This window comes from Limnospira indica PCC 8005, from assembly GCF_000973065.1.
Taxonomy (GTDB): domain Bacteria; phylum Cyanobacteriota; class Cyanobacteriia; order Cyanobacteriales; family Microcoleaceae; genus Limnospira; species Limnospira fusiformis.
In genome coordinates this window covers 2,349,936-2,373,195 of the sequence record NZ_FO818640.1, presented here as the reverse complement: position 1 = coordinate 2,373,195, position 23,260 = coordinate 2,349,936, and the positions used below count along the sequence as shown (strand labels likewise).

General features: G+C 43.8%; 22 protein-coding genes and 1 pseudogene. 10 read left to right on the top strand and 13 right to left on the bottom strand.

Annotated elements, in window-relative coordinates; genetic code table 11:
* Window positions 1-161 precede the first annotated feature (161 nt).
* The 3 genes from ndhL to trpA are packed head-to-tail and all read left to right on the top strand — an operon-like array spanning window position 162 to window position 1,582.
* Complete coding sequence (ndhL, locus tag XZ46_RS10400) at window positions 162-377, top strand: NAD(P)H-quinone oxidoreductase subunit L (protein ID WP_006626075.1); 216 nt, start codon at window positions 162-164, stop codon at window positions 375-377.
* Entirely contained in the window at window positions 377-730 is a 354-nt protein-coding gene (locus XZ46_RS10395; protein WP_006626076.1) for a DUF3007 family protein, read from the top strand. Before ndhL ends, XZ46_RS10395 begins: the two co-directional genes overlap by 1 nt.
* A gap of 30 nt (window positions 731-760) precedes the next feature.
* Window positions 761-1,582: a tryptophan synthase subunit alpha gene (trpA, locus tag XZ46_RS10390; RefSeq protein ID WP_006626077.1), complete on the top strand. Its 822-nt coding sequence runs from the start codon at window positions 761-763 to the stop codon at window positions 1,580-1,582.
* A gap of 259 nt (window positions 1,583-1,841) precedes the next feature.
* Here trpA and XZ46_RS29000 read toward each other — a convergent pair.
* Window positions 1,842-2,235 (bottom strand): annotated as a pseudogene (locus tag XZ46_RS29000) (zinc ribbon domain-containing protein); the annotation flags it as partial.
* 1,357 nt (window positions 2,236-3,592) lie between these two features.
* Here XZ46_RS29000 and XZ46_RS10380 point away from each other — a divergent pair.
* On the top strand, window positions 3,593-4,606 hold the full coding sequence (locus tag XZ46_RS10380) for an aldo/keto reductase (protein ID WP_006669060.1): 1,014 nt from the start codon (window positions 3,593-3,595) through the stop codon (window positions 4,604-4,606).
* Window position 4,607: 1 nt separating this feature from the next.
* Here the strand turns inward: XZ46_RS10380 and XZ46_RS10375 are convergent, their stop codons facing one another.
* Entirely contained in the window at window positions 4,608-5,258 is a 651-nt protein-coding gene (locus XZ46_RS10375) for a hypothetical protein (protein ID WP_006626081.1), read from the bottom strand.
* A 36-nt stretch (window positions 5,259-5,294) separates the two neighbouring features.
* Here XZ46_RS10375 and XZ46_RS10370 point away from each other — a divergent pair, with 36 nt between their 5' ends.
* The 6 genes from XZ46_RS10370 to XZ46_RS10345 all read left to right on the top strand — a co-directional run bounded on the left by XZ46_RS10370 (window position 5,295) and on the right by XZ46_RS10345 (window position 10,287).
* Window positions 5,295-5,477, top strand: a complete 183-nt coding sequence (locus tag XZ46_RS10370; protein ID WP_006626082.1) for a hypothetical protein — start codon at window positions 5,295-5,297, stop codon at window positions 5,475-5,477.
* Window positions 5,474-5,794, top strand: coding sequence for a hypothetical protein (locus XZ46_RS10365; RefSeq protein WP_006626083.1), 321 nt, complete (start codon window positions 5,474-5,476; stop codon window positions 5,792-5,794). Before XZ46_RS10370 ends, XZ46_RS10365 begins: the two co-directional genes overlap by 4 nt.
* Before the next feature lie 77 nt (window positions 5,795-5,871).
* A complete protein-coding gene (locus XZ46_RS10360; RefSeq protein WP_006626084.1) occupies window positions 5,872-6,411 on the top strand; it encodes a GIY-YIG nuclease family protein in 540 nt (179 codons plus the stop codon).
* A gap of 417 nt (window positions 6,412-6,828) precedes the next feature.
* Window positions 6,829-9,363 carry a dynamin family protein gene (locus XZ46_RS10355; RefSeq protein WP_008050317.1) on the top strand — a complete coding sequence of 845 codons (2,535 nt, stop codon included), beginning with the start codon at window positions 6,829-6,831 and terminating at the stop codon, window positions 9,361-9,363.
* A 93-nt stretch (window positions 9,364-9,456) separates the two neighbouring features.
* Window positions 9,457-9,699 carry an HNH endonuclease gene (locus tag XZ46_RS10350; protein ID WP_006669063.1) on the top strand — a complete coding sequence of 81 codons (243 nt, stop codon included), beginning with the start codon at window positions 9,457-9,459 and terminating at the stop codon, window positions 9,697-9,699.
* 102 nt (window positions 9,700-9,801) lie between these two features.
* Complete coding sequence (locus tag XZ46_RS10345) at window positions 9,802-10,287, top strand: cobalamin biosynthesis protein (protein ID WP_008050316.1); 486 nt, start codon at window positions 9,802-9,804, stop codon at window positions 10,285-10,287.
* Between the two features lie 79 nt (window positions 10,288-10,366).
* Here the strand turns inward: XZ46_RS10345 and XZ46_RS10340 are convergent, their stop codons facing one another.
* The 11 genes from XZ46_RS10340 to gloA all read right to left on the bottom strand — a co-directional run bounded on the left by XZ46_RS10340 (window position 10,367) and on the right by gloA (window position 22,447).
* Entirely contained in the window at window positions 10,367-11,344 is a 978-nt protein-coding gene (locus XZ46_RS10340) for a cysteine synthase A (RefSeq protein ID WP_006618942.1), read from the bottom strand.
* 122 nt (window positions 11,345-11,466) lie between these two features.
* Window positions 11,467-12,105, bottom strand: coding sequence for a peroxiredoxin (locus XZ46_RS10335; protein ID WP_006626089.1), 639 nt, complete (start codon window positions 12,103-12,105; stop codon window positions 11,467-11,469).
* Between the two features lie 134 nt (window positions 12,106-12,239).
* Window positions 12,240-13,448, bottom strand: a complete 1,209-nt coding sequence (locus XZ46_RS10330; RefSeq protein ID WP_008050315.1) for a 4-hydroxy-3-methylbut-2-enyl diphosphate reductase — start codon at window positions 13,446-13,448, stop codon at window positions 12,240-12,242.
* Window positions 13,449-13,570: 122 nt separating this feature from the next.
* Window positions 13,571-15,556: a molecular chaperone HtpG gene (htpG, locus tag XZ46_RS10325; RefSeq protein ID WP_006626091.1), complete on the bottom strand. Its 1,986-nt coding sequence runs from the start codon at window positions 15,554-15,556 to the stop codon at window positions 13,571-13,573.
* A 12-nt stretch (window positions 15,557-15,568) separates the two neighbouring features.
* The gene (locus tag XZ46_RS37505; protein WP_257720191.1) at window positions 15,569-15,703 is read right to left on the bottom strand and encodes a hypothetical protein; all 135 of its coding nucleotides are present in this window, start codon (window positions 15,701-15,703) and stop codon (window positions 15,569-15,571) included.
* 141 nt (window positions 15,704-15,844) lie between these two features.
* Entirely contained in the window at window positions 15,845-16,027 is a 183-nt protein-coding gene (locus XZ46_RS36505; protein ID WP_228116532.1) for a hypothetical protein, read from the bottom strand.
* Between the two features lie 165 nt (window positions 16,028-16,192).
* Window positions 16,193-16,837, bottom strand: coding sequence for a glycosyltransferase family 2 protein (locus XZ46_RS36500; protein ID WP_008050311.1), 645 nt, complete (start codon window positions 16,835-16,837; stop codon window positions 16,193-16,195).
* A gap of 1 nt (window position 16,838) precedes the next feature.
* Window positions 16,839-17,831, bottom strand: a complete 993-nt coding sequence (gene hpsE, locus XZ46_RS10315) for a hormogonium polysaccharide biosynthesis glycosyltransferase HpsE (protein WP_008050309.1) — start codon at window positions 17,829-17,831, stop codon at window positions 16,839-16,841.
* Window positions 17,832-17,940: 109 nt separating this feature from the next.
* Entirely contained in the window at window positions 17,941-18,978 is a 1,038-nt protein-coding gene (gene hpsE / locus XZ46_RS10310) for a hormogonium polysaccharide biosynthesis glycosyltransferase HpsE (RefSeq protein ID WP_008050307.1), read from the bottom strand.
* A 104-nt stretch (window positions 18,979-19,082) separates the two neighbouring features.
* Entirely contained in the window at window positions 19,083-21,869 is a 2,787-nt protein-coding gene (gene clpB, locus XZ46_RS10305) for an ATP-dependent chaperone ClpB (protein ID WP_006626092.1), read from the bottom strand.
* A gap of 149 nt (window positions 21,870-22,018) precedes the next feature.
* Entirely contained in the window at window positions 22,019-22,447 is a 429-nt protein-coding gene (gene gloA / locus XZ46_RS10300; protein ID WP_006669071.1) for a lactoylglutathione lyase, read from the bottom strand.
* Window positions 22,448-23,260 lie beyond the last annotated feature (813 nt).

Genomic DNA, 23,260 nt, shown 5'->3' with positions numbered 1-23,260 from the left:
AGCAGCAGCCTATCTGTAATATCATATACCCGGCGTAAACCCGCGCCTACAAATATTTATGACCCGATCGCTGGTCATTGGTGACGTAGCAAAACTGGTCACTGGTCACTTTTCGCGGTTTAATTATAAAGACTGTCGTTGGATTGTCGGATCACCCAACTATGCTGATTACACTGTTACTGTATGTTATTCTTGGTGGAACCTACCTGGTGGTGGCTCCTGGGGCTTTGTACTTTTACCTGAAAAGTCGCTGGTATGTAGCTGGTTCCGTAGAGCGGTTACTGATGTACTTTCTGGTTTTCTTTTTATTTCCAGGGCTGATTTTGCTGTCACCATTCCTAAATTTTCGTCCCCAACCCCGACAAATTGAAAGCTAATGCGACGAATTGATGTAATTGGGATTGGGATTGGCATTTTTGTAGCCGGAGGTCTGTTGTACTGGGTTTTTCAGTTATCAGGCTTTGATAGTAGCAAGGCGGGAATTTGGAGTCAGGCGATCTTGGTGGGAGGGTTAGTCCTGTGGCTACTCACCTACCTATGGCGCGCCGTCACCCAGACCATGACCTATAATCAACAGCTCAAAGATTACGAGGAAGCGGTGATTGAGAAGCGCATAGCGGAAATGACACCGGAACAACTCCAACAACTTCAGGCTGAAGTTGAGCAAGAAAAACAGCAAAAATCTGTCCATCGGGAGTCTGGGTCTGTAGATGAGCAATCAAAAAGCTAACCGGACTATCCCCACATATTCGAGTTTGAAATGATCTCAGTTTCTGAATGTTTCCAAAAGTTGCGCTCTGAGAGTCCAGCTAATGGCGATCGCCGCCAATGTGCGCTGATTCCATTTATCACAGCCGGAGATCCCGATTTAGATACTACCGCTAAAGCCCTCCAGGTTTTAGATAAAAATGGAGCAGACCTGATCGAGTTAGGGGTTCCCTACTCTGACCCCTTGGCTGATGGTCCAGTTATCCAAGCTGCTGCTACCCGTTCCTTAAATCGGGGAACTCGACTAGATGGGGTTTTGGAGATGCTGAAAACTGTTAGCCCTACTATCAAGGCTCCGATTATCTTATTTACTTATTACAATCCCATTCTGTATCGGGGGATTCCTGAGTTTCTCGCACAGATTAAGGATGCTGGGGTCAAGGGGTTAGTGGTTCCAGATTTACCCCTAGAAGAGGCTGAGATTCTCCTATATCCAGCTAAGGAACAGGGGATTGAATTGGTGTTGTTGGTGGCTCCTACCAGTTCCCCCGATCGCATTGAGGCGATCGCTCGTCAGTCCCAGGGTTTTATTTACCTGGTCAGTGTTACCGGAGTTACCGGAATGCGATCGCAGGTTCAGACCCGGGTTGAGGATTTACTTAAACAAATGCGCTCTCTCACCGATAAGCCTATTGGTGTGGGGTTTGGTATTTCTCAACTCGAACACGCCAAACAAGTTCGCTCCTGGGGGGCTGATGCTGTGATTGTGGGAAGTGCTTTTGTGAATCGACTGGCGGCGGCTTCCCCAGAACATGGGTTAGAGGCGATCGCCACTTTTTGTCAGAGTTTGAGAACCGCTATTGATGAGGATTAATCCATAGAAACCTCCCCAATAGTAGAGCATCACCATGTCGCCAAAAGAAAAAGGCTAGAAGTTGTAGTGCTCCCATAAACACTCAGCTTCCGGCCTTTTGAAACCCTCGTAATGTGCCTTTCTCTTATGATCATGGCAGGTTTCTTGTCAAACGGCAAGGGGTCTGTTGCAATTACCCACTTTTTCTCGTTCGCTCTAAATTACCGCCAAAGAAAAAGGTCGGAAGTGCAGTGTTCCCATAAACACTTATCTGATACATTTACGCGGCATTTTTCCGGTTGTTCCCGGACAATGCGACGATAGCACTATTACCCGTTAAGGTAACAGAGGCGGTATCCCGCAAAGCTTTTAGAAAGATTCCAAAAGCACCGTTCCAGTCCCGTGGTAGAGTGAACCCGCACTCCGGACATCGGAACACTTTTGAGCCACCTAGCTGGGAATGGACATGACCACAGTGAGTACAGGTTTTGCTGGTGTATTCTTCGGTCACATCTACAACTGTTCAGTTATTTCCGCGCTTGATGTCTCAGGGTTAGTTTGAATCGATAATGCGCCCATGTCAGCATGGCTCGGGCAGTCTTAGACCTGATTAGACGCTTCACCTTGGCAACCATATTGGAAGTCTCGAAGGTGGGCCCAAAAATCCGGCTGTGTTATGGGATGGTCAGGGATGCGACCCAATCAACCAAGGGGTTGAAGTCCTCACCGGGTAGTCCCCACGCCCATTTCAGCTCTATTTCATACCCGAAGGTCTCGCAGGTAGGGGTCGAGAGGGAAGTCGCCTTCCCCCACTCCCATTCAAAACCGTGCTTGATACTTTCGTATCACACGGCTCCTGATGTAGATACCCCTTGGCAACGGGAACAGGGTTACCAACCCCTGCTTTTGTACTTCAACTTTTGGAGCTAAATACAACATCGTAGTGTTTAAACTCGCTTTCGCCGTTAAACTCCTGTTGATTGCAGTAACTATATCTACACCGTGACTAGTGGGCATATCCTAACCATTACAATTAGGCATTGGCTTTCAGTCACATCCCTTCCCCTTAAAGGCATACGATTACACTTTCACTACTCAACAAGATGTACCTGCCGAGAGCCTAAAAAAAAAAGGGGGTTTAAACGTTCCGTTTATATGGGCATTCCATCTTTAGACTTGTCCTTTCCACCGGGGTACTTAAAAAGGTCTGTGTAGGTGTTGTATGGAAAACCCTACTTTTCCCCTTGCTCTTTTGAGCGCAGCGTGGCAACCTATTACGCTACTCAATAATGACGATGGTTCAAGCCAGACATTCGGTTTCCCTAGTCATGGATGGTTGGCAGTGGTCGCATTTGGTAGTAGGTTCTACTTCACGCCTTCCGTTCCCCGCTTCAATCCCAAGGTTGTGTATCCTGAAACTGGGGGTGGCTATCGCCTTTACTCTCTACTCCCTGATTTCTCAGTTTGTTTATGACCTTGAGTCCCCTGCCTTGCTCAGATTTCTCCAAGCGTCGGGACATATAAACAGTTATGGGATGGTCAGGGATGTGAATCCCTTATATTCCACAAAGGAGTGGAAGTCCCACTAGGAGGCTATTTCGGGCATTGCATCCCTATTTCACTCCTAAACGTCTCGCACCCATACTTGGTATTATACTGTATTGCCGTAAAATGTTAACCTAATTTGAGATTAAATCATGCTCCCAACCCTTTGAAACCCTCGTAATGTGCCTTTCTGTTATTATCAGAGGAGTTGCATGGTAAAACCGCAAGGGGTCTGTTGCAATTACCCACTTTTTCGCGATCGCCATGAATTACCCAAAAATTACCCAAAAAGAAAAAAGGCCAGAAGTGCAGTGTTCCCATAAACACTTACTTTCTCGCCTTTTGAAACCCTCGTAATGTGCCTTTCTGTTATCATCATGGCAGTTCGATTGTGAAACCGCAAGGGGTCTGTTGCAATTACCCACTTTTTCCATAAAACTCACCCATTCGGGGGATAGCAAACCTTTAAAGGAACTTTCATTGGCCATGTTAACATCATCTTCTCGATTCCAATTTACCGAAGACCTCAATATCTGTCGTATCTTAAATGGAATGTGGCAGGTTTCTGGGTATCATGGACGCATTGACCCCAAGGTGGCGATCGAAACCATGTTTCAATACCATGATGCAGGTTACACTACTTGGGATCTGGCGGATCATTATGGACCGGCGGAAGATTTCATCGGGGAATTTAGGCGACAAATGGCTAATTCTCGCGGTCAGGAAGCCTTATCAACTATTCAGGCGTTTACTAAATGGGTTCCTAGACCTCAAAAAATGACTCGCAATATTGTTGAGAAAAATATTGATATTTCTCTCAAGAGAATGAATGTGGATTGTCTGGATTTGCTTCAATTTCACTGGTGGGATTATCGCGATGATAACTATTTGGAAGCATTGCGACAGATGACTATTCTACAATCCGAGGGGAAAATTAAACATTTGGCTTTGACTAACTTTGATACTGAACATTTGCGGGTCATTGTGGAAAATGGGATTAAAATAGTCTCTAATCAGGTGCAGTTTTCCCTAGTCGATCGCCGTCCTTTGGTGGCTATGGTAGAGTTCTGTCAAACCCATGATATTAAGTTAGTTCCCTATGGGGTTCTCTGTGGTGGGTTCTTATCGGAACAGTATTTAGGGAAGCCTGAACCTATGGCTATGATGTTAAAAACTGTTAGCCTCAAAAAATATAAAAATATGATTGATGCTTGGGGAGGCTGGAAGTTATTTCAAGAGTTGCTGACTGTGTTAAAATCCATTGGCGATCGCCATGGGGTCAGTATTGCTAATGTGGCGGTTCGCTACATCCTCGAACAGCCTACGGTAGCGGGAGCCATGGTGGGAGCGCGATTAAGCATTTCTCAACATATTGATGAGAATGCTAGAGTTTTTGATTTTAGCCTAGATGAAAGCGATCGGCAGCAAATTCATCAAGTCACCAATCGAGGAAAAAACCTATTTGAAATTATTGGCGACTGCGGGGATGAGTACCGTTAAACTAGCTCGGTATATTGTCACCTTGTTGTAGTTTTTTGACCGCGACAGTCAGACGTTTTAAATAGGGTTTAACAATCTCTCGATTATGGTTTTGCAGTTCCCTGACCTGCTGGTAAAGAATCCCTAGTTGTTGTTCCAGTTTAATCAAGTTTCCGGGAGAAACAGAGGGTTGGGATAAATGCTCCGAATTGGTAGCTGGTGGGTGTTGTTTGATATCATTGATGGTATTTTCCATTAACCGAAACCGAACATTCATCACTTCCCAATCCTCATGACGCAAAGCATTTTGTTCTAAACGCTGAGTTACCCTTTGTAATTCCGTCAGCACTTCTGTAATTTGATCTAGGTCGCTGTTTTCCTCTGTCGGTCCTGGTAACATCTGAACCTGATCATAAAGGGATTTTACCACCGCACGAACATCAGCGATCGCTGCATCTGTACTCTGTCGCACTTGCTGCTCAAACCGTTGGCGGTTGATGATATTCAACGCCACAGCCACAGTTAAAGGAGCCGCCGCCAGTAACAACGGGCGAAATATAATCGCTGCTACCAGTGAACCTACCCCAGAGGCGACCACAGACACATATTCGGCAATTTTGAGCCAATCTCGCTGATTTTCAGAGGTTGGGGGCGAGGGTTCTGTCGTTTGCATGGCTGTCGCTATTTTGGAGAAAACTGTTATAGAGTTATGCTAACGCAAACTGTCCGCCAGATAGCCACTATTTTTGAGATTATTCTTTTCGGTCTCCAGATTTTTGAGGTTTTGGGCAATTATACCCTTGGGAATATCCCCCCTAGCGGTTTAGAATATACAGTCAACAACGGGAAGATTACCTGTGATTGCTCAACTAGCCTTGAAAGGGAGTTATGAAGTTAAAAGTTATCGAAAATTTTGATGGTTCTTTTACCCTAGAACCACAAGCAAAATCCATACTGTTTAGCCTCCTAACCAGTGATACATTTATCAACCAAATGCGACAGCAAACTGAAGGGAATGGGGTAGAATTTACGGAGTTACTCTTTCAACCTGTCCCCTACAGCATTAATACCCCCAAAGGAATGCCACCGGAATTAGAAGAATATTATCACTCTGATGATTATATCATTGTGAATGTTCCGCCTAATTATATGTTCCAGGCGAAGATTTTTAAACCTAGTCGCCTCTGTGCTATCTATCGTCGAGTTTAATGGCTTAAATGCCTTTGTTTATAGCCCTAGCTAACTAGCTGGTGGTATTGTTGTTCATTGCACCTAATTAATCAATCATGACTTCCTCAACTGAGATGATTCCCCTTAGCGGTCTGGAATTTATTGCTTATCTGGATAATTCCGGGAAATTACCAGAATCTTTATCAGGAAAAATCGGGGTTTATGCAATTTTTAATCAACAACATATTTTACAATATGTAGGCTATTCTCGTGATATTTTCCAAAGCATAAAACAGCATTTAGTGCGTGAACCAGAAGGGTGCTATTGGCTGAAAGTACAAACTATTAATCGCCCTAGTCGGACCCTGCTAGAGGAAATTCGCGATGGTTGGATAGCTGAAAATGGTTCGGTTCCTCCTGGTAATGCTGAACACAGCGATCGCTGGAATCAACCTATTGATGTCAAGCCACAAATGACCTCGGAGGAAGTGGCTAAGTTTGATAGTCTTGATGAAATTGGCAAGGATAAACTACTTAAAACCGTCGCCAAAAGAGTCGAGGCAAATATTTTATCTGCCTTGGAAAAACGAGGATTACAGGAAGAAATCCGCTTTAACCCTAAACTTAAAACTCAGGGTATTCTGGATTTAAAGTGATGGTTTAATTATATGATGGGGCGGTTTTTGACTTTCTAATAAATCGGGTAAATTGCCCCAAATTTATAGATCATTTATCCGCCCTTAAAATGTGGCTAACCCATAATTTTTGGGCATTAAATAAATGGCAATCTGTAGAAACACGGATGATGGCTGATTAAGGTATTAGGTGCTGCTTAGGAGGGGGAAAACTTGCTATTTATAGGGGTTGACTCAATCCCCTATTTATCCTAGAATAATGTGTCAGGGTCTTGGCTGACTACAGTGGCTGGATTCAGGCTTCCCCAATGGTGGGAGTCAGTGTTGGTGTGGCTAGTAATTGTCAGACCAAAAAAATCACAATCTTTTCGGGAATAGCTAAAAGTGATGCTGTAGTTAGCAGGGACGATTTTAAGATATTAAAGGATGGTACAGATCATGTCTGTGAATATTCCGCAATGCCAGAATTTGGATCAGCAAGTCAATAGTGTAATTAAGCTATTGTTGCAGGAATCATCTTTGCGATCGCAGGATTTATCAGCAGTCAGAACCTCATTAGAAAAGGCAATTTCTCCGAGATTTGAGATTGTATTTGCTGGCGCTTTCAGTGCGGGAAAATCGATGCTAATTAACGCTCTGTTAGGGCGAGAATTGCTGTATAGCGCTCAGGGACACGCCACGGGTACTATTTGCTACATTGAATATGCTGCTACTCCATCGGATGAAAAGGTAGTGCTGACCTTTTTAAGTGAAGTAGAAATCCGGGAGCAAGTCCACGAACTTTGTCAAACATTGGGGTTATCGACTCCTGGGAATCTTCATGAAATAGAGGAAGCGAAAGGACTCCAGGAAGCGGCGAAAACACTCTATGAACAAGAGGGGGGGGAAAGTCGGAATCAGCGCGCCAAACGAGCGAAAGCCTTGGAACAATTGTTAGCTGGTTTTGTAGCGAATCGGGATAAAATCAACGCCCATAATAATACTATTTTATCTATGGGAGAAATCGCTGATAATGGTGTTGATTCAGCCTCCCTATATGCTCGTCGTAGTCAAAATAGTGCAGTTATTAAAAAGATAGAATATTACTGCCATCATCCCCTCTTAGAAGATGGTAATGTAATTATTGATACTCCGGGAATTGATGCACCTGTCCAACGAGATACACAGATTGCTTATGATAAAATTGAGCATTCTGATACCTCGGCGGTGGTCTGTGTATTTAAAACAGCAGCTAATGGGGAACTGACCTCAGAAGAGACTCAGTTACTAGAACGCATTCAGAATAATTCGGGGATTCGCGATCGCGTTTTTTATGTATTCAATTATATTGATGCGACTTGGTACGATGACCAGCTAAAAAACTGTTTAAACCGTCATCTAAATACTCAATTCAGTAGTAGCGATCGCGTTTATAAAACCAGTGGATTATTAGGGTTTTATGGGGAGTTAATTCGTCAGACTCATGGTAGCGATCGCTGGGGTTTAGATTCAATTTTTGCCAAGGGTAATCTCTCTAATCCAGAGGCGGAAGAGACACCAAAATTTATAGTAGAATTTAATAACTACTTCTTCACTTCTGGTCAACTTTCCCGCAGTAGCTTTCCCATTACTCCAGCCATAGGTTATGCGGACACCCATCAAGAAAAGTATCTACAAATTCTGAATGCTCACGGCTACAATTTGATGGAGCAATTAGTTCTTGATAGTGGGATTGATCAGTTTCGTGATGATATCACCCGCTATCTCACAGAAGACCGCCGACCCCAGCTTTTTCAAGCCTTAGCAGAAGACCTCCGACCTGTCTGCATTTCGTTAAGGTCTTATTATCTGCAAAACTGGTGGGATTTAGAAAATCAACCCAAAGAAATCGATGCAATTAAGGATTTACAATTACGACAACTTAGCCAAGACTTAAAAACCATTGGCGATGAATTTGAGCAGTATATTAAGGCTCATCTTAATCACACTGTAGCGAGTAACGAAAACGCTATTTATGAGCGAGATTTTCGGAACTTACAAAGAAAGATGATTGAGCGTTTAGATACACTGATTCAAAAATTCTCAGTGGGTGAAGCCTACAAACGCGCTCAAAGTAACCACCCCAATAGTGCTGTGGTTCCTCTATTAGCCATATTAGCGGAGGCTTTTTATAGCTTATCGGATGATTTAAAAGCCACCCTAGTAGAGTCCTGTGAGTCCTTGGTGGCTAACTTTTTCCAACAGTTAACTGAGCAAGTCCATCAAGCTGATTTTTACCATCATCTATATCGTCTTTTGGGTAATGATGGCGGTATTGATGCTACGTTAAATCAACTTCACCGTAAAGTTCATGATGCTGTAATTAGTGCGGCTCAGACCGAATGCGGTGCTTATGTACGGGAAACCCCAGAGTTTTATGCAGAGGGAACAGTTCCCCATTTCCAACTGCGTCAAACGTTACGGGAAGCCTGTAATAGTGCTGATTATCAAGGGATGGTTGAAGCGGAACCGGCTATTCGTCAACTGCTGAAAATTGACTTTGAGAAAAAGGTTAAAAGAACAGTTCTCCGCCATTTTCGGACTGTGATTAATCTGACTCTCAATGATAATTTGCAGGTGGGTGCTAAACATCAATCTGGGGCGATTTTTTCTCAATACGAGATGGCACGAGCTAATTTAGCTAAAACCTTGGAACAGGAAGCGGAAGAAAAGCTGGAAGATAATCATAAATTACAAGAACAAATTAAGCAGAAAATTGATGCTTATAATGACTCAGTAATAGCGATTAATGATTGTTTAGTGGCTATGGGTTTAGGACGAGGTAAATTACCGGATATTAAGGACACAGACTTTGATCCGGTTTTCAATTACCAACAACCAGCTTTTACAGAACCATCATATAATTATAATCTTGAGGATGATCAGGAAACTTCCTCAGAAATAGTGGATGCTGAGTTTACACCAACAGAGAAAAATCCGGTGATGAGCGAGTAAAAGTTTTGTAGGGGTGGGTTATGCTGGTATCTGGCTGAAGCTAACCCCCCCCGTTGATTGTTGGCTATAGAAACCCCAAACCAGGAAATAAACATGAGTAAAACACCCCGCATTCCTTTCCCTCCGGCTGTTCGTAAATATGTTTATGAACGAGATAATTTTACTTGTCAAAGTTGCGGAAAAACCAATAAAGAGGCGCGGCTAACGATTGACCATATTATTGCATTGGCTAGGGGGGGAAGTAATGACCTGAGTAATTTACAGACCCTCTGCTGGGAGTGTAATCGGAAAAAACTCCATTATCACGATCGCCGTTTTCGTCGTCGTTTCACTTAACGGAGGTGGGTCATGTAGTAGGCGCTTAATCATTTTTTCCATGAGATAAAAGTTTGCTAAAATGAGGGTAATGGTATATAGAATCACCCTTTTTGTGAATTAATGACAAACCTGTGGCTAAAAATATCATCGTCTCAGAAGGTTTTGTGGGTCGGTATAGGTTGTCAACGTCACACCCCCAGACTCGTGATAGAAACCGCTATTAAACAGGTATTTCAGGAACATCAATTAGCGGAAGATGCTATCATTGGGATTGCTACCATAGAGGGAAAGGCTGATGAAGGAGGGTTAGTAGAATTATGTAGCGATCGCCACTGGATTTTACAGACATTTTCACCCCAACAATTGCAGGGTGTCAAGGTTCCCAATCCTTCCATGGTGGTACAGCAAAAAATCACCACCCCCAGCGTCGCGGAAGCCGCAGCATTAGAGGCGGCGGGAGTCTCAACCCTACTGGTTCCTAAATGTATCTACAGAGGCGAAAATCTCACGCCAGAAGGGGCAAAAATCAGCCAAGCGGTGACTATAGCGATCGCCAAAATTACATTGATTGAGAGTTGTGGAAAGATAGGGAATAGGACTTGCTAAACATCCCCGATAATCAGCCCCAATCATGGGAAATTCAGCCCTAAACCCTAGCTAATCCGATTCCCGATGAGGGTAAATTTTAACTGACTGGTAATAGTCCCCGTTCAGCCAACCATTGTTTATTGTATAGTTTAGATTGATAACGTCCGCCGCCATCACATAACACAGTAACAATGGTATGTCCGGGTCCCATTTGTTTAGCTAATGCGATCGCCGCACCGACATTAATACCAACAGACCCCCCCATAAATAACCCATCTTTTTCTAAGAGTTGATAAACCACGCGCACCGCCTCCTGGTCATCAACTTGTATAGCATCATCAATAGGAACATCCTGCATATTAGCAGTAATCCTACTATTACCAATTCCCTCAGTAATTGAGTTTCCCTGGGGTTGAATTTCACCAGTTTTCACATAACTGTATAAACCACTACCCATCGGGTCAGCCACCACAGTTTTAATATTCGGGTTTTTTTCCTTCAAAAACAGAGACACCCCCGCAAAGGTTCCCCCCGTACCCGTAGCCGCCACCCAAGCATCAATTTTACCGTCAGTTTGAGACCAAATTTCCGGTCCAGTGGTTTGATAATGCGCTTCCCGGTTCGCTAAATTATCAAACTGATTCGCCCAAATTGCATTATCCATTTCCGCCGCCAAACGTCCCGATAATTTCACATAATTATTAGGGTCTTTATAGGGAACAGCGGGAACTGCACGCACTTCAGCGCCCAAAGTTCTCAAGGCTTCCATTTTTTCCACAGATTGAGTTTCAGGTATGACAATGACGCATTTATAGCCCTTAGCATTACAAATATGGGCTAGACCAATACCTGTATTTCCGGCGGTACCCTCTACCACTGTGCCACCGGGTTTTAGCAAACCTTTTTTTTCGGCATCTTCGATAATATATAAAGCCGCCCTATCTTTAACAGAACCGCCAGGATTTAAAAATTCTGCTTTTCCTAAAATTTCACAACCTGTCTCATCACTAAAACTATTTAATCTGATTAAGGGAGTGTTTCCCACAGCTTCTACAAAGCCACGTTTAATATCCATTGCTAATTTTTTAAAAAGTTGGGTTTTTCAAAGGTGGGGTGACAATTAAGGGATGAGAGATGCTCAAGATTATGGCACTTTTGAATCTATCCACTCATCCCATATTTTAAAGGCTAAATATCCTACTTATTAGGTTGAGGAGTCATGCGTAAATATGGCTTAATTTCCTTGTAACCTTTGGGAAATTTCTGTTTGAGTTCTTCCGGGTCTTTGAGGGAAGGCACAATTACACAATCTTCCCCATCTTGCCAATCAGCAGGGGTAGCCACACTGTAGTTGTCGGTGAGTTGTAAGGAGTCAATCACCCGCAAAATTTCGCTAAAATTACGTCCGGTACTAGGGGGATAAGTTAGGGTCAGGCGTAACTTTTTGTTAGAGTCAATGACGAAAACAGTACGAACGGTTAAAGATGCGTTAGCGTTGGGGTGAATCATATCGTAAAGATCCGATACTTGGCGATCGCTATCAGCTAAAATCGGGTAGTTAATATTAGTTTGCTGAGTCTCGTTGATATCACCAATCCAACCTTTATGGGAGTCCGCATCATCCACACTCAGGGCGATTACTTTAACATTGCGTTTATCAAACTCTGGTTTGAGTTTAGCAACAGTGCCTAATTCTGTGGTACAAACAGGGGTATAGTCTGCTGGATGAGAGAACAGGACAACCCAGCTATCCCCAGCCCAATCATAGAAGTTAATATCTCCTTCTGAAGAGGCTTGGGTAAAGTTAGGGACGGTATCACCTAATCGCAAAGTCATGGTTTTATTTTCTCCAAATTGTGATAGGAACAATGTATTTTTTGATTATACTCCGGTTTGGCGATCGCATAACATTTACAGCATTTCTACCTACCGGAGCATCCGCAAATTATGCCCAAGGGGGATATAACTAACTACACTGCCACCGCTAAGGCTTTCTGAGCGAAGATTTTTTGAATCGCCTCTTCCACTACCCGGTCAGGGGTGGATGCACCAGAGGTTACACCGACAATAATTTCTCCTTCTGGGAGCCATTTTGTCGCCATTTCCAAGTCTTTATTAAGGGGTTTATGTTGAATTTGATTTCCCTCAAGAATGCGATCGCTGCTATCGATATGATAAGAAGGGATACCCCGTTCAATCGCCATCTCTTGCAAGTGAGTCGTATTAGAAGAGTTAAAACCGCCAATCACTACCATTAAATCCAGCTTTTCTTCTAATAACCCAATCATCGCATCTTGACGTTCCTGGGTAGCATCACAGATAGTATTGAAACTTTGGAAATGTTCATTGAGATTAGCCGGGCCGTATTTTTGCATCATCGTGCGTTCAAACAGCTTCCCAATTTGTTCAGTTTCGCTTTTTAACATAGTAGTTTGGTTAGCGATACCGACAGATTCCAAATCCCGATCCGGGTCAAAATTAGCCGAATAAGCATTAGCGAACTTAGCCAAAAACTCCTCACGGTTGCCACCATTAAGGATATAATCAGCCACATATTCTGCTTCTTCTAAATTCAACAGCACCAAATACTTATCAGCAAAAGAACTGGTAGCCACAGTTTCTTCATGCTTATATTTACCGTGAATAATCGAGGTGTACTGTTTTTTCTTATGCTTTTCTACCGTATTCCAAACCTTAGAAACCCAGGGACAGGTAGTATCAATAATTTTACACCCCTTATCATTCAGGATTTGCATTTCCTGAACACTCGCCCCAAAAGCAGGAAGGATAACCACATCACCACTACCCACCACCGAAAAATCTTTGTGGGAGTCATTGACCGGGATAAACTCAACATTCATATCCCGCAAATGTTGATTAACTGAAGGATTATGGATAATTTCATTAGTGATCCATATTCTTTCAGTCGGGAAGTGTTGGCGAGTCTCGTAAGCCATAGCCACAGCCCTTTCTACCCCCCAGCAGAAGCCGAAAGCCTCTGCTAACCGGATGGTCACATTACCTTGGGTCAGGATATAGTTATTTTGTCTAATTTGTTGAATTAAGCTACTTTGGTAGGCGCTGTCCATGACACCCGCCACCTCTTCCTGATGACCGAAGCCTTTGCGGTGGTAGGTGTCTGACTGTTGGAGTGAACGTCTAAATGCTTTTGTATCCATAGGGTTGGTTAAATCTAATCCGGCTTTATTAAAGATTTTAACCTTTCGGTGTGATCATGACCAGGATATATCACCAAATTCCCCTATCTGGTGGGGACAATTAGTGAATTGTCCCCTAATGTTTACATGGCCCGTTCTGTTAACCGAGTTAAAACATGATTAGAACGTTCAACAAAATCCTTCATTCCTTCAGCATCAAAGCCTTTTTGAGCCATTAATGCTAAGTCATAAACATGGTGACAAATCATTTTTGCCAACTCTTCTGAGGGGGAAGAACCGCCCTCTTGAATAATGCTACCCTGACTTAAATTAGCCAGATTTTGAATGAGAGGGTGAGCAGTATTTACCAGTAAAATATGGTCTTCGGGGAAATCAGCCTTCTGCTGTTGCAATAAGGCGGTCATATCCTGTAAACGGCGCATGGCTTCCGGTAGTAAAACCATGGCGGGCGGGGTATCCTCAGATTTGAGAGATTCCGTGCGAATATTCACCCGTGGCTTATTGAGGGACTTCTCAAATAACTCCTTAATTTGTTCGCTGCGGGTTTTATTAGTTTTGGGGTCAACAATTTCGGCTGGCTTATCTTTTTCAATGAGAGTCTCATCAAGTTCCGAGTCTACCCGCAAAAACTTAACCTCTGAGTGTTCCCGCTCCAAGAAACTGATAAAATGGGTATCGATAAATGAGTCGAGGAATAGCACTTCTAAACCTTGACTTTTGTGCAGTTCTATGTATGTAGCTTGGGCGGCTTCATCGGTGCAGTAAAAAACCCGGTTTTCGTGGCGGGATTGATTGCGTTCTAGGTATTCACTGAGGGTAGTATAATAGCGTCCCTGTTCATCAGTGCTAAGGGATTTTTCGGTTTTCACTTCTTCCCAAACATCCCCATCTTCGCTTTGGACTTGTACTTCTGGGGTTTGAGCTTCCCCGGACTCAGTGGGGGGTTTATAAGTGCTGCGGAAGATGAGAATCTCTTCTACCTGTTTCTTAAATTTATCGTCATTGAGGGAACCGAACTTGATAAAAGTACCAACATCCTGCCAACAACGGATATATTCTTGGCGATTGTCTCGATATAATTCTTTGAGGCGATCGCCTACTTTTTTGGCGATATAGTCAGCAATTTTGCGGACTGTGCGGTTAGTTTGTAGGGCGCTACGGGAGATATTCAAAGGAATATCGGTGCTGTCAATTACACCCCGCAAAGGCATCAGGAATTTCGGGATAATTTCCTCGCAGTGGTCGCTGACAAAAACCTGATTACAAAATAGTTTAATATTGCCCTGGGTGACATCAACATCAGGCCGCAGTTTGGGGAAGTATAGAATACCGTTAACAATGAAGGGATAGTCAGTGTTCAGGTGAACCCACAGCAGGGGTTCTTCTTGGAAAGGATACAGATAACGATAAAGGTCTAAATAATCTTCTTTGGTGAGGTTATTGGGAGACTCACGCCAGGGCGCTGTGTGGCGGTTGATGGTTTCGCCGTCCATAATAATGGGGACGGGCATAAAGTCGCAATAGGTTTTAATCAGTTGCTGAATGCGACTGGTTTCGAGATACTCTAATTCATCATCCATCAAGGTGAGGGTGATGGTAGTCCCACGGGTGGTGCGGGCAGAATCTTCTAATTTGAATTCTGGGGAACCGTCGCAGGTCCAATGGACGGCTTCTGCGCCTTCTTTGTAGGAGAGGGTGTCGATCTCTACTTGTTTGGCTACCATGAATGAGGAGTAAAACCCTAGACCAAAGTGGCCGATGATGGCTTCTCCGTCGGTGGCTTGGTATTTTTGGATAAATTCTTCGGCGCTGGAAAAGGCGACTTGGTTAATATATTTTTTAACCTCGTCGGCGGTGAGACCGATACCAGTATCACTAACAGATAGGGTTTTAGCGTCTTTGTCGATCGCAATGGTAATTTGTGGGTTGCTGATGTCCCCGGAATATTCTCCGGTGCGGGCCACCATTTTTAATTTAGCGATCGCATCTACCGCGTTAGAAACCAATTCCCGCAAGAATACCTCATGATCAGTGTAGAGAGATTTCTTGATAATCGGGAAGATGTTTTCAGTATGGATCGTGATTGTTCCCTGTTCAAGTACGGTCATGGGCGTTATTTCTCAAATATACATAGTTATCATTTCCTGATCTTGGGCGATCGCCATGACATCATGGGCATGGATCACCCCCATGAGATGATTCGGATTTCCGTATATCAACCATGGATCATGGACAATCGATATATATGGTAGCATCAGACCCATGAATCAGACCCAGGAAAGGAATGATCAGACGATAATTCTCAAATGAGGCCATCAAAACGAGATCCATGGAAGGTGTGCTGTAGATCGCTAATTATAGTAACTGCGTAGATTTTGACAGTATCACTCATGTGGCTAATGAGATAAATTTTTAGAGTTATGAGTTGTGGGGAAAAATCCTTTAAATTCTTTAACGAATTTAAGTAAAGGTTCAGCCTGTCCGTTGGGTAACATCAGACCTACCATGATTTTCACAAATACGATAGCCATCATACGTGAGCGACGTTTGATCAAACCAGGATCGTGGTAAATAGACATCCAAAAACATCTCGCTCCTATCCTTGCTTTTTTTCTCGTTAATGGCGATTCAAGTGATTTAAAAGTTAGATAACTATATAAGTGTGAAAGGCTATCTTTTTTCAGATTTTTTAAGGAGCTGGGAGCATTGTTAAACGCTTTGTTAAGTACCAATAAGCAGGAAGATTATTGACGCTCAATATTAGAGGAAATCGAATGCTCAGATATGCGGTATAAGATTTGCGCTTGAGATATACAAACAAATTTATACTGGGCAGCTAAACGCAAATATAAATCCCAATCCTGCCCACCCTTCAAAGACTCATCAAAACCTCCAATTGCTGATAAAGCATGACGGGTAATTAAAGGATTAGAACCATTTTCCAGAAAGTTTTTCACTAATAATATGGAATAAACATCGCCTTGATAGCTTTGATGAAATCCCGGGTATAAAAATTCACCATATTGATCAATATAATTTGTCCAGCTATAGGCTACAGATGCTTCTGGATCTGCTTCAAGTGCTGCATATTGTAATTCCAATTTATCAGAGGTCCATAAATCGTCAGCATCTAAGAAAGCAATATACTGAGCGCTGGCTTTAGAAAATCCTCGATTTCGACTAACAGAAGCCCCTGAATTGGGATAAGAAAATACTTGAATACGCGGGTCATTAATACTGGAAATAATATCTAATGTTCTATCAGTAGACCCATCATTAATTATAATTATTTCAAAATCCTTAAAGGTCTGATTGATAACGGAATCAATGGTTTCCTTAATCGTCTTATCAGCATTATAGGCAGGAATAATTATTGATATTTGGGGCATTTTATTGATCCTCTGACTTTTCTACAGACCCGAATTTAGCATTCCAGACATTGTTGAGCCCAACCAAGACACTCATCATACTACCCCGATAAAATTCCATTTCAACTGCTGGAATTAGTTCACTTTTCAGCATTTCTCCATACTTCAGTCGTTGCTTAATAATACGGCGGAGATTGCCCAAAATTGTCCTGACAAAAATCACTGGCTTGTCTATGGTTTTAGCATTAATCATCCGTAACTGAAAAGTGGCTAAACCACAGGCACGCGCTAAGGATAATAAATAATTGCGTTCTAATCGAAACGCGGGAATTTTATGGTTAATGTGCATCTGGGGATTATACCAAATTTCCCAGCCTTGTTTGTGTAGATAAAGCAATAACTCATAATCGTCTCCTCGCGCCAAAAAATTCCTCTGACTTCCAACAAGTTGAGGGGTTTTCGGAACAGCTTCTTGCCAAGCCTGTTTTTTAACCACTAATCCAGCAGTTGGTGGTAATATTAAATTATCTGGGTCAAAGCGAAAGGGTTGATTGCCATGTTCGCCAATCGCTAAAAATGCGGCAATTTGTTTAAAGTTTTCAGGAGGTTTTACTTCATATTCGCCGTTAATTTGTCCGCCAAATGCTCCCGCTTGGGGGTAGTTTTGGCTAAATTCATAGATAGAGGAAATCCAGCTTGTTGCTGGAATATTATCATCATCTAGGAAAGCGATATAAAGTCCTTTTGCTTCTTTAATTGCTCGTTGTCTAGCAAAAGCTGGTCCTTGCTTGGGTTCAAAATAGTAGGTGAGGGGATAATGTTTCTCCCAGTTGCTTTGATAAGCTTGAATCACTTGATGAGTTGTATCAGTGCTATTATTATCAATAACCACAATGTCCCAGTCAATTTTTGACCTATGGCTTTGATGACGAAGTGCCTCTAATACTTCGGGTAAGCGTTGCGCTCCATTGTAGGTCGGAATAGCTACCGTGAGAGAAAATGAATCCTGGGTCATAACTAAAGTTTGTACTAGTTGGTGGGATAACTGGGACCAAATGAAGACTTGAGATGTCCTAGCATAAGATATACTAGATTGGAGGTATTGAAACTGTTAATATGTTTGCTTAGGGAGTAGTGCAAGCTGAGAGCAAATTCTGGTTACTCATGAACAACTGCACTGACAGTAGTATTAGCAGAGTTGCTGTTTTTTTGTCTAGCTTTAAGTAACCGTTATACCACAAATAAAAAAAGCTGTTTAAACTCCCCATTAATAAGGCTCGTTCACAAGCAGCAATATCATCCAGATCCGACACACCGTAACGGAGGACGTGAAGCAGCAATTTTCGACAGTCGTTTGCCAAGTACGCTGTTGTTAAAACAGGCTTTAAAATTGGCTTAACTCCCGCTGTACGAGTGACGTAACGACTTAATCCAATTCCCCGAAATAAGGGTATCAAATACTCAATCTCCAAACGTTTTCTAGGAATTTTATGATCGACCTGCATTTGGGGATTATACCAAATTTCCCAGTCGGACTTGCGTTGAATATAGGATAAAGCCTCTATATCTTCTCCGCCCAACATACTGCCATCAACTCTACCACTCAAGATACATTTGTCTGGCACAAATTCACTCCAGACCTCTCTCCTAATAACTAACCCTGCTCCTGGAGGCAAGAGATTTTTTCGAGCATTATAAAGCCTCGGATTTTTCCCTAATTCCGTAATGGCGAAAAATGGTTTAATTCGATTAAAGTTAGGGGGCGGTTCTACCTCAAATATGGCGTGAATTTGACTACCATAGGCTCCCGCCTTTGGGTTTTCTTGAGAAAATCTAACCGCCTCAGCTACCCAATTTAATTCAGGTATATTGTCATCATCCAAAAAACCGATCAACTCAGCTTGGGACTCAGACACCGATCGCTTCCTCGCAAATGCTAAACCCTGTTGAGTTTCTAACACATATCGCAGGGGGACTTCTTGGGGCCAGTCCTTCTGAAACTGCTGTACCACTGCTGCCGTACCATCGGAACTATTATTATCCACGACGAGAACTTCCCAACGGATGCTTTCGGTCGCCCTTTGACATCGCAACTGTTCGAGCACTTCTGGCAACCGGTTTTCCCCATTATAGGTAGGAATTGCTACTGTTAACTGGATCATGATTAACTTCCTATCGTAGGATATTAACACTATCGCTATTCTGCTAGGCTTTCCACGGGAGTCTTCCTTGGCAATTCGAGATAGAGACGGCACACTTAAAGATTTTAATTATCATCACCTGGGCTGTTGACTGCCACTGGTAACATGGTCAACTGACCCTGATTTAATGGGGCTTCTGGTGTCTTCAAGGGATGATCAAAAGTGAGTGTTCCATCTTTCACCTGAATTTGAATAGTATCGCCCGTGACAAACTTCTGCTCTAAAATCAGGTTAGCGATCGGATTTTCCAACTCCCGTTGAATCGCCCGTTTCAGAGGTCTAGCCCCATAAACAGGATCATAACCCACATCAGCCACATGATCAATAGCAGCAGGTGATAAATCCAGAGCAATTTTTTGATCAGCCAAAAGTCTTTGGAGGCGATGCATTTGAATGGCAACGATATCGCGCAATTCAGCTTTACTGAGGGTGTGGAAGAGGATAATTTCATCTACCCGATTCAAAAATTCGGGTCGGAAATGCGATCGCAAAGCCTGCATAACCAAAGCAGACATTTCCCCATAGCGAGAGTCATCCCCAGCCACCCCCAGAATATACTCACCGCCGATATTGCTAGTCATGACAATTACCGTATTGCGGAAATCCACCAATCGTCCTTGGGAGTCAGTAATTCTGCCATCATCCAATACTTGTAAGAGGATATTAAAGACATCAGGATGAGCTTTTTCCACCTCATCAAATAGAATCACTGAATAGGGATGGCGGCGGACCGCTTCTGATAGTTGTCCGCCTTCGTCATAGCCCACATATCCCGGAGGCGCACCCACCAACCGAGAGACAGCGTGTTTTTCCATATATTCGGACATATCAATGCGAATCATAGCTTCCTCGCTGTCAAAGAGGAACTCCGCCAAAGCCCTAGCCAACTCAGTTTTACCGACCCCTGTGGGTCCCATAAACAGAAACGAACCGATAGGCCGTCCGGGGTCTTTCATCCCCGCCCTAGCGCGGCGAATAGCGGCAGATACAGCTTCCACGGCTTCCTGCTGACCAATTACGCGCCGATGTAAATGGGATTCCAATTGTAATAATTTTTGTCGTTCGGACTCCAACAGGCGATTAACGGGAATCCCCGTCCACTTAGCGACAATGGCAGCAATATCGGCTTCTGTCACCTGCTCTCGCAGCAAGGAAGACCCCTGAGCCTGCAATTTTAACAATTCTGCCTCCCGCGCCTCTCGGTCGTGGTGAAGAGTCTCTAAGCGGCCGTATTTTAACTGAGCTGCTTTATTGAGATCATAAGCGCGTTCGGCTTGTTCAATTTGCACCCGCAGTTTTTCTTCTTCTTCTTTGAGGCGGTTAATAGCTTCGAGGAGTTCCTTTTCACTCTGCCACTGGGACGATAGAGTTTTCTGCTTGTCTTTGAGGGTGTTAATTTCTTGCAGTAGGGATTGGATACGCATATTTAAACCCAGATCAGCAGTTCGATCTTGTTCCCCTGTGCGTGGGGGTGTACTTCTTTGGCTTTCCCCTTCGACGGAGAGTTTTTCCATCTCCAACTGCATGAGGCGACGCTCAATTTGTTCTAACTCCACGGGTTTGGAGGTGATTTCCATTTTCAACTGGGCGGCGGCTTCGTCTACTAGGTCGATCGCCTTATCAGGAAGGAAGCGATCGCTAATATATCGCGCGGACAGCATTGCCGCCGCCACCAATGCGGAATCTGTAATTTTGACCCCGTGATGGCGTTCGTAACGGTCTTTCAACCCCCGCAGGATTGACACGGTATCCTCTGGACTAGGTTGATCAACATAGACCTGTTGAAATCGTCTTTCTAGGGCTGGGTCTTTTTCGATATGCTTACGGTATTCATCAACAGTAGAAGCACCGATACAGCGCAATTCTCCCCGGGCTAACATAGGTTTAAGCAGGTTTCCGGCATCCATTCCCGAACCTCCAGAACCCGATCCTGCCCCCACGACGGTATGTAGTTCGTCGATAAACAGGACTATTTGACCGTCGGAGTGGGTAACTTCCCGCAATACCGATCGCAGTCTTTCTTCAAATTCCCCCCTATATTTGGCTCCGGCGATTAAACTACCCATATCCAGGGAAATCAACTGGCGGTTTTTGAGGGACTCTGGCACATCTCCGTTAACAATGCGTTGGGCTAACCCTTCGGCGATCGCTGTTTTACCGACTCCCGGTTCTCCAATTAACACCGGATTATTTTTGGTTCGTCTGGACAGACAACTAACCACCCGGCGAATTTCTTCATCCCGTCCGATCACCGGGTCTAGTTTCCCTGCCTTAGCCAATTCGGTTAGATCTCGGCCATACTTACTCAGGGCATCATAACTATTTTCCGGGTTCTGGTTGTCAACTTTAGCACTGCCACGCATGGATTTGATGGCTTCTTCCAGTTTCTCCCGGACTGTAGCTTTGGAGTCATTGGTAGGGCGATCGAACCCTGGTCTTCCTGGTGTGGCTCTGGTGGGGTTTCCACTACCCAAAATCCTACGACCGACGCGATCATCTTCTGCTAGGGCAATAATCAGGTGTTCAATAGCAATGTAGCGGTCTTGCCATGCGGACCGCGTCGCTTCAGCCGTATCTAGCATCAATTCTAACCCACGACCTAGGTAGAGATGGTCAATAGTTCCGACTCGGGGTTGCCGTTTGGTGAAGGCTTCTAATTGTTGCTGGACCTGTTCGGGATTAAAACCAGCCCGCCCTAATATATTATTAGCCAGTCCATTTTGTTCTAAGGCGGCGATCGCCACGTGCTCCACTTCTAAATGCTGATTTTGGAAGCGACGAGCAACATCTTGGGATTTTACTATCGCTTCCCAGGCTTTATCTGTAAATTTACTCGGATCGGTCGGTTGCATTGCTTATTTTTATTGACACCAAATAGGGAACGGGGAATTATGACTCTCAAATAGATGTTGCCGATGTATTTTTCTGGGGACCACCAGAGCCGATTGCCCCAAGGATTTTATCCTACTATGGGCAATCGATCACCTTATCCGTTCAGATCTTAACTGTTTACTGCTAACTGTTTACTTGCCTCAGCCGAGCCCTGGGTTCCCAGTTGAATCAATTCAACTTTATACCCGTCCGGGTCTTCCACGAAAGCAATCACTGTTGATCCGTGTTTCATCGGCCCTGGTTCTCGGCTAATTTTACCCCCTGCTGCCCGAATTTGCTCACAGGTGCTATAAATATCATCCACACCGAGGGCAATATGGCCGTAACCGTCCCCCAGGTTGTAGCTATCAACGCCCCAGTTATAGGTCAGTTCAATGACACTATGATCAGCTTCATCCCCATATCCCACAAAGGCTAGGGTAAACTTTCCCCCAGGATAATCTTTCTGTCGCAGCAGCTTCATTCCCAGAATATCACAGTAAAATTTCAGCGACTCATCCAAGTTGCCGACCCGCAGCATTGTGTGTAAAAGTCTCATGAGATTGGTTCTCCTCCTTATGAAGATTAGTCCTTACTTGTTATTTTAAGGAAATCTCCTCAGTTCGTCACTGCCACTAGCCCCCTCTCCCACTACCTAACCATCAACAACCACACAACCGTTTCTTTTCGGGCGATCGCTATCTCTACCCCTTCTCCCCTTCCCCTCTTCTCCTCAAGGCGATCGCCCTTTCACCACTGTTAACAAACCTTTTCGCTTTTCCTTACCACCGACAAACCCCTAAAATACCATATATATGTCGGCACGGATTCCCATTCTCTAAGTATAGGTCAAGTTCGGGGATTTGTCAAGGAAAAATGGGGGGATTTTTGGGATTTTTTGGGTTCCCCTAACTGGGGGTACTGGTGGAGGGTCTACCGTCAAAGGCGATCGCACTTTATCACTGTGTCAATAATTGAGAGCCGCACCCTGGGACAGCATAGATTTTCCCATGACTTTACCATAGCCTAAATGATTAAATTTTCCTTAAAAATTCATCGGATAACTTCCCAACTGGATTTATAGGATATAATCAAGCTAATCTACTGATAATCAAACCAATTTGGTAGACGGCGTGCTTTTGAGAAACAAGTAGAGAAACAGCGATCAAAGTCGGAACCCTCTTGGGTTATGGGTGGGGGTGAATCAATACCTACCACATCTCCTGCTAACAGCAAAGAAACCAGCGGTTGAATCTATATAAAAAACGTGACTCAGGGTAGAAGTTTAAGGAAATCTTGAGTCGGGTTTGTCGTGTCCGATTTCTCAAGTATACCCATCACCGTGACTGAGGGGACGAATAGACATTAAATA

Bases quoted from the DNA above. Each gene is read 5' to 3' on its own strand.
- hpsE (WP_008050309.1), bottom strand. From the start codon at position 17,831: ATGACCCAGGATTCATTTTCTCTCACGGTAGCTATTCCGACCTACAAT.
- ndhL (WP_006626075.1), top strand. From the start codon at position 162: ATGCTGATTACACTGTTACTGTATGTTATTCTTGGTGGAACCTACCTG.
- XZ46_RS10365 (WP_006626083.1), top strand. From the start codon at position 5,474: ATGAAGTTAAAAGTTATCGAAAATTTTGATGGTTCTTTTACCCTAGAA.
- XZ46_RS10395 (WP_006626076.1), top strand. From the start codon at position 377: ATGCGACGAATTGATGTAATTGGGATTGGGATTGGCATTTTTGTAGCC.
- XZ46_RS36505 (WP_228116532.1), bottom strand. From the start codon at position 16,027: ATGTCTATTTACCACGATCCTGGTTTGATCAAACGTCGCTCACGTATG.
- XZ46_RS10360 (WP_006626084.1), top strand. From the start codon at position 5,872: ATGACTTCCTCAACTGAGATGATTCCCCTTAGCGGTCTGGAATTTATT.
- XZ46_RS10345 (WP_008050316.1), top strand. From the start codon at position 9,802: ATGACAAACCTGTGGCTAAAAATATCATCGTCTCAGAAGGTTTTGTGG.
- clpB (WP_006626092.1), bottom strand. From the start codon at position 21,869: ATGCAACCGACCGATCCGAGTAAATTTACAGATAAAGCCTGGGAAGCG.
- XZ46_RS37505 (WP_257720191.1), bottom strand. From the start codon at position 15,703: ATGCTACCATATATATCGATTGTCCATGATCCATGGTTGATATACGGA.
- htpG (WP_006626091.1), bottom strand. From the start codon at position 15,556: ATGACCGTACTTGAACAGGGAACAATCACGATCCATACTGAAAACATC.
- hpsE (WP_008050307.1), bottom strand. From the start codon at position 18,978: ATGATCCAGTTAACAGTAGCAATTCCTACCTATAATGGGGAAAACCGG.
- XZ46_RS10370 (WP_006626082.1), top strand. From the start codon at position 5,295: ATGCTAACGCAAACTGTCCGCCAGATAGCCACTATTTTTGAGATTATT.
- XZ46_RS10340 (WP_006618942.1), bottom strand. From the start codon at position 11,344: ATGGATATTAAACGTGGCTTTGTAGAAGCTGTGGGAAACACTCCCTTA.
- XZ46_RS10350 (WP_006669063.1), top strand. From the start codon at position 9,457: ATGAGTAAAACACCCCGCATTCCTTTCCCTCCGGCTGTTCGTAAATAT.
- XZ46_RS10355 (WP_008050317.1), top strand. From the start codon at position 6,829: ATGTCTGTGAATATTCCGCAATGCCAGAATTTGGATCAGCAAGTCAAT.
- trpA (WP_006626077.1), top strand. From the start codon at position 761: ATGATCTCAGTTTCTGAATGTTTCCAAAAGTTGCGCTCTGAGAGTCCA.
- gloA (WP_006669071.1), bottom strand. From the start codon at position 22,447: ATGAGACTTTTACACACAATGCTGCGGGTCGGCAACTTGGATGAGTCG.
- XZ46_RS36500 (WP_008050311.1), bottom strand. From the start codon at position 16,837: ATGCCCCAAATATCAATAATTATTCCTGCCTATAATGCTGATAAGACG.
- XZ46_RS10335 (WP_006626089.1), bottom strand. From the start codon at position 12,105: ATGACTTTGCGATTAGGTGATACCGTCCCTAACTTTACCCAAGCCTCT.
- XZ46_RS10380 (WP_006669060.1), top strand. From the start codon at position 3,593: ATGTTAACATCATCTTCTCGATTCCAATTTACCGAAGACCTCAATATC.
- XZ46_RS10375 (WP_006626081.1), bottom strand. From the start codon at position 5,258: ATGCAAACGACAGAACCCTCGCCCCCAACCTCTGAAAATCAGCGAGAT.
- XZ46_RS10330 (WP_008050315.1), bottom strand. From the start codon at position 13,448: ATGGATACAAAAGCATTTAGACGTTCACTCCAACAGTCAGACACCTAC.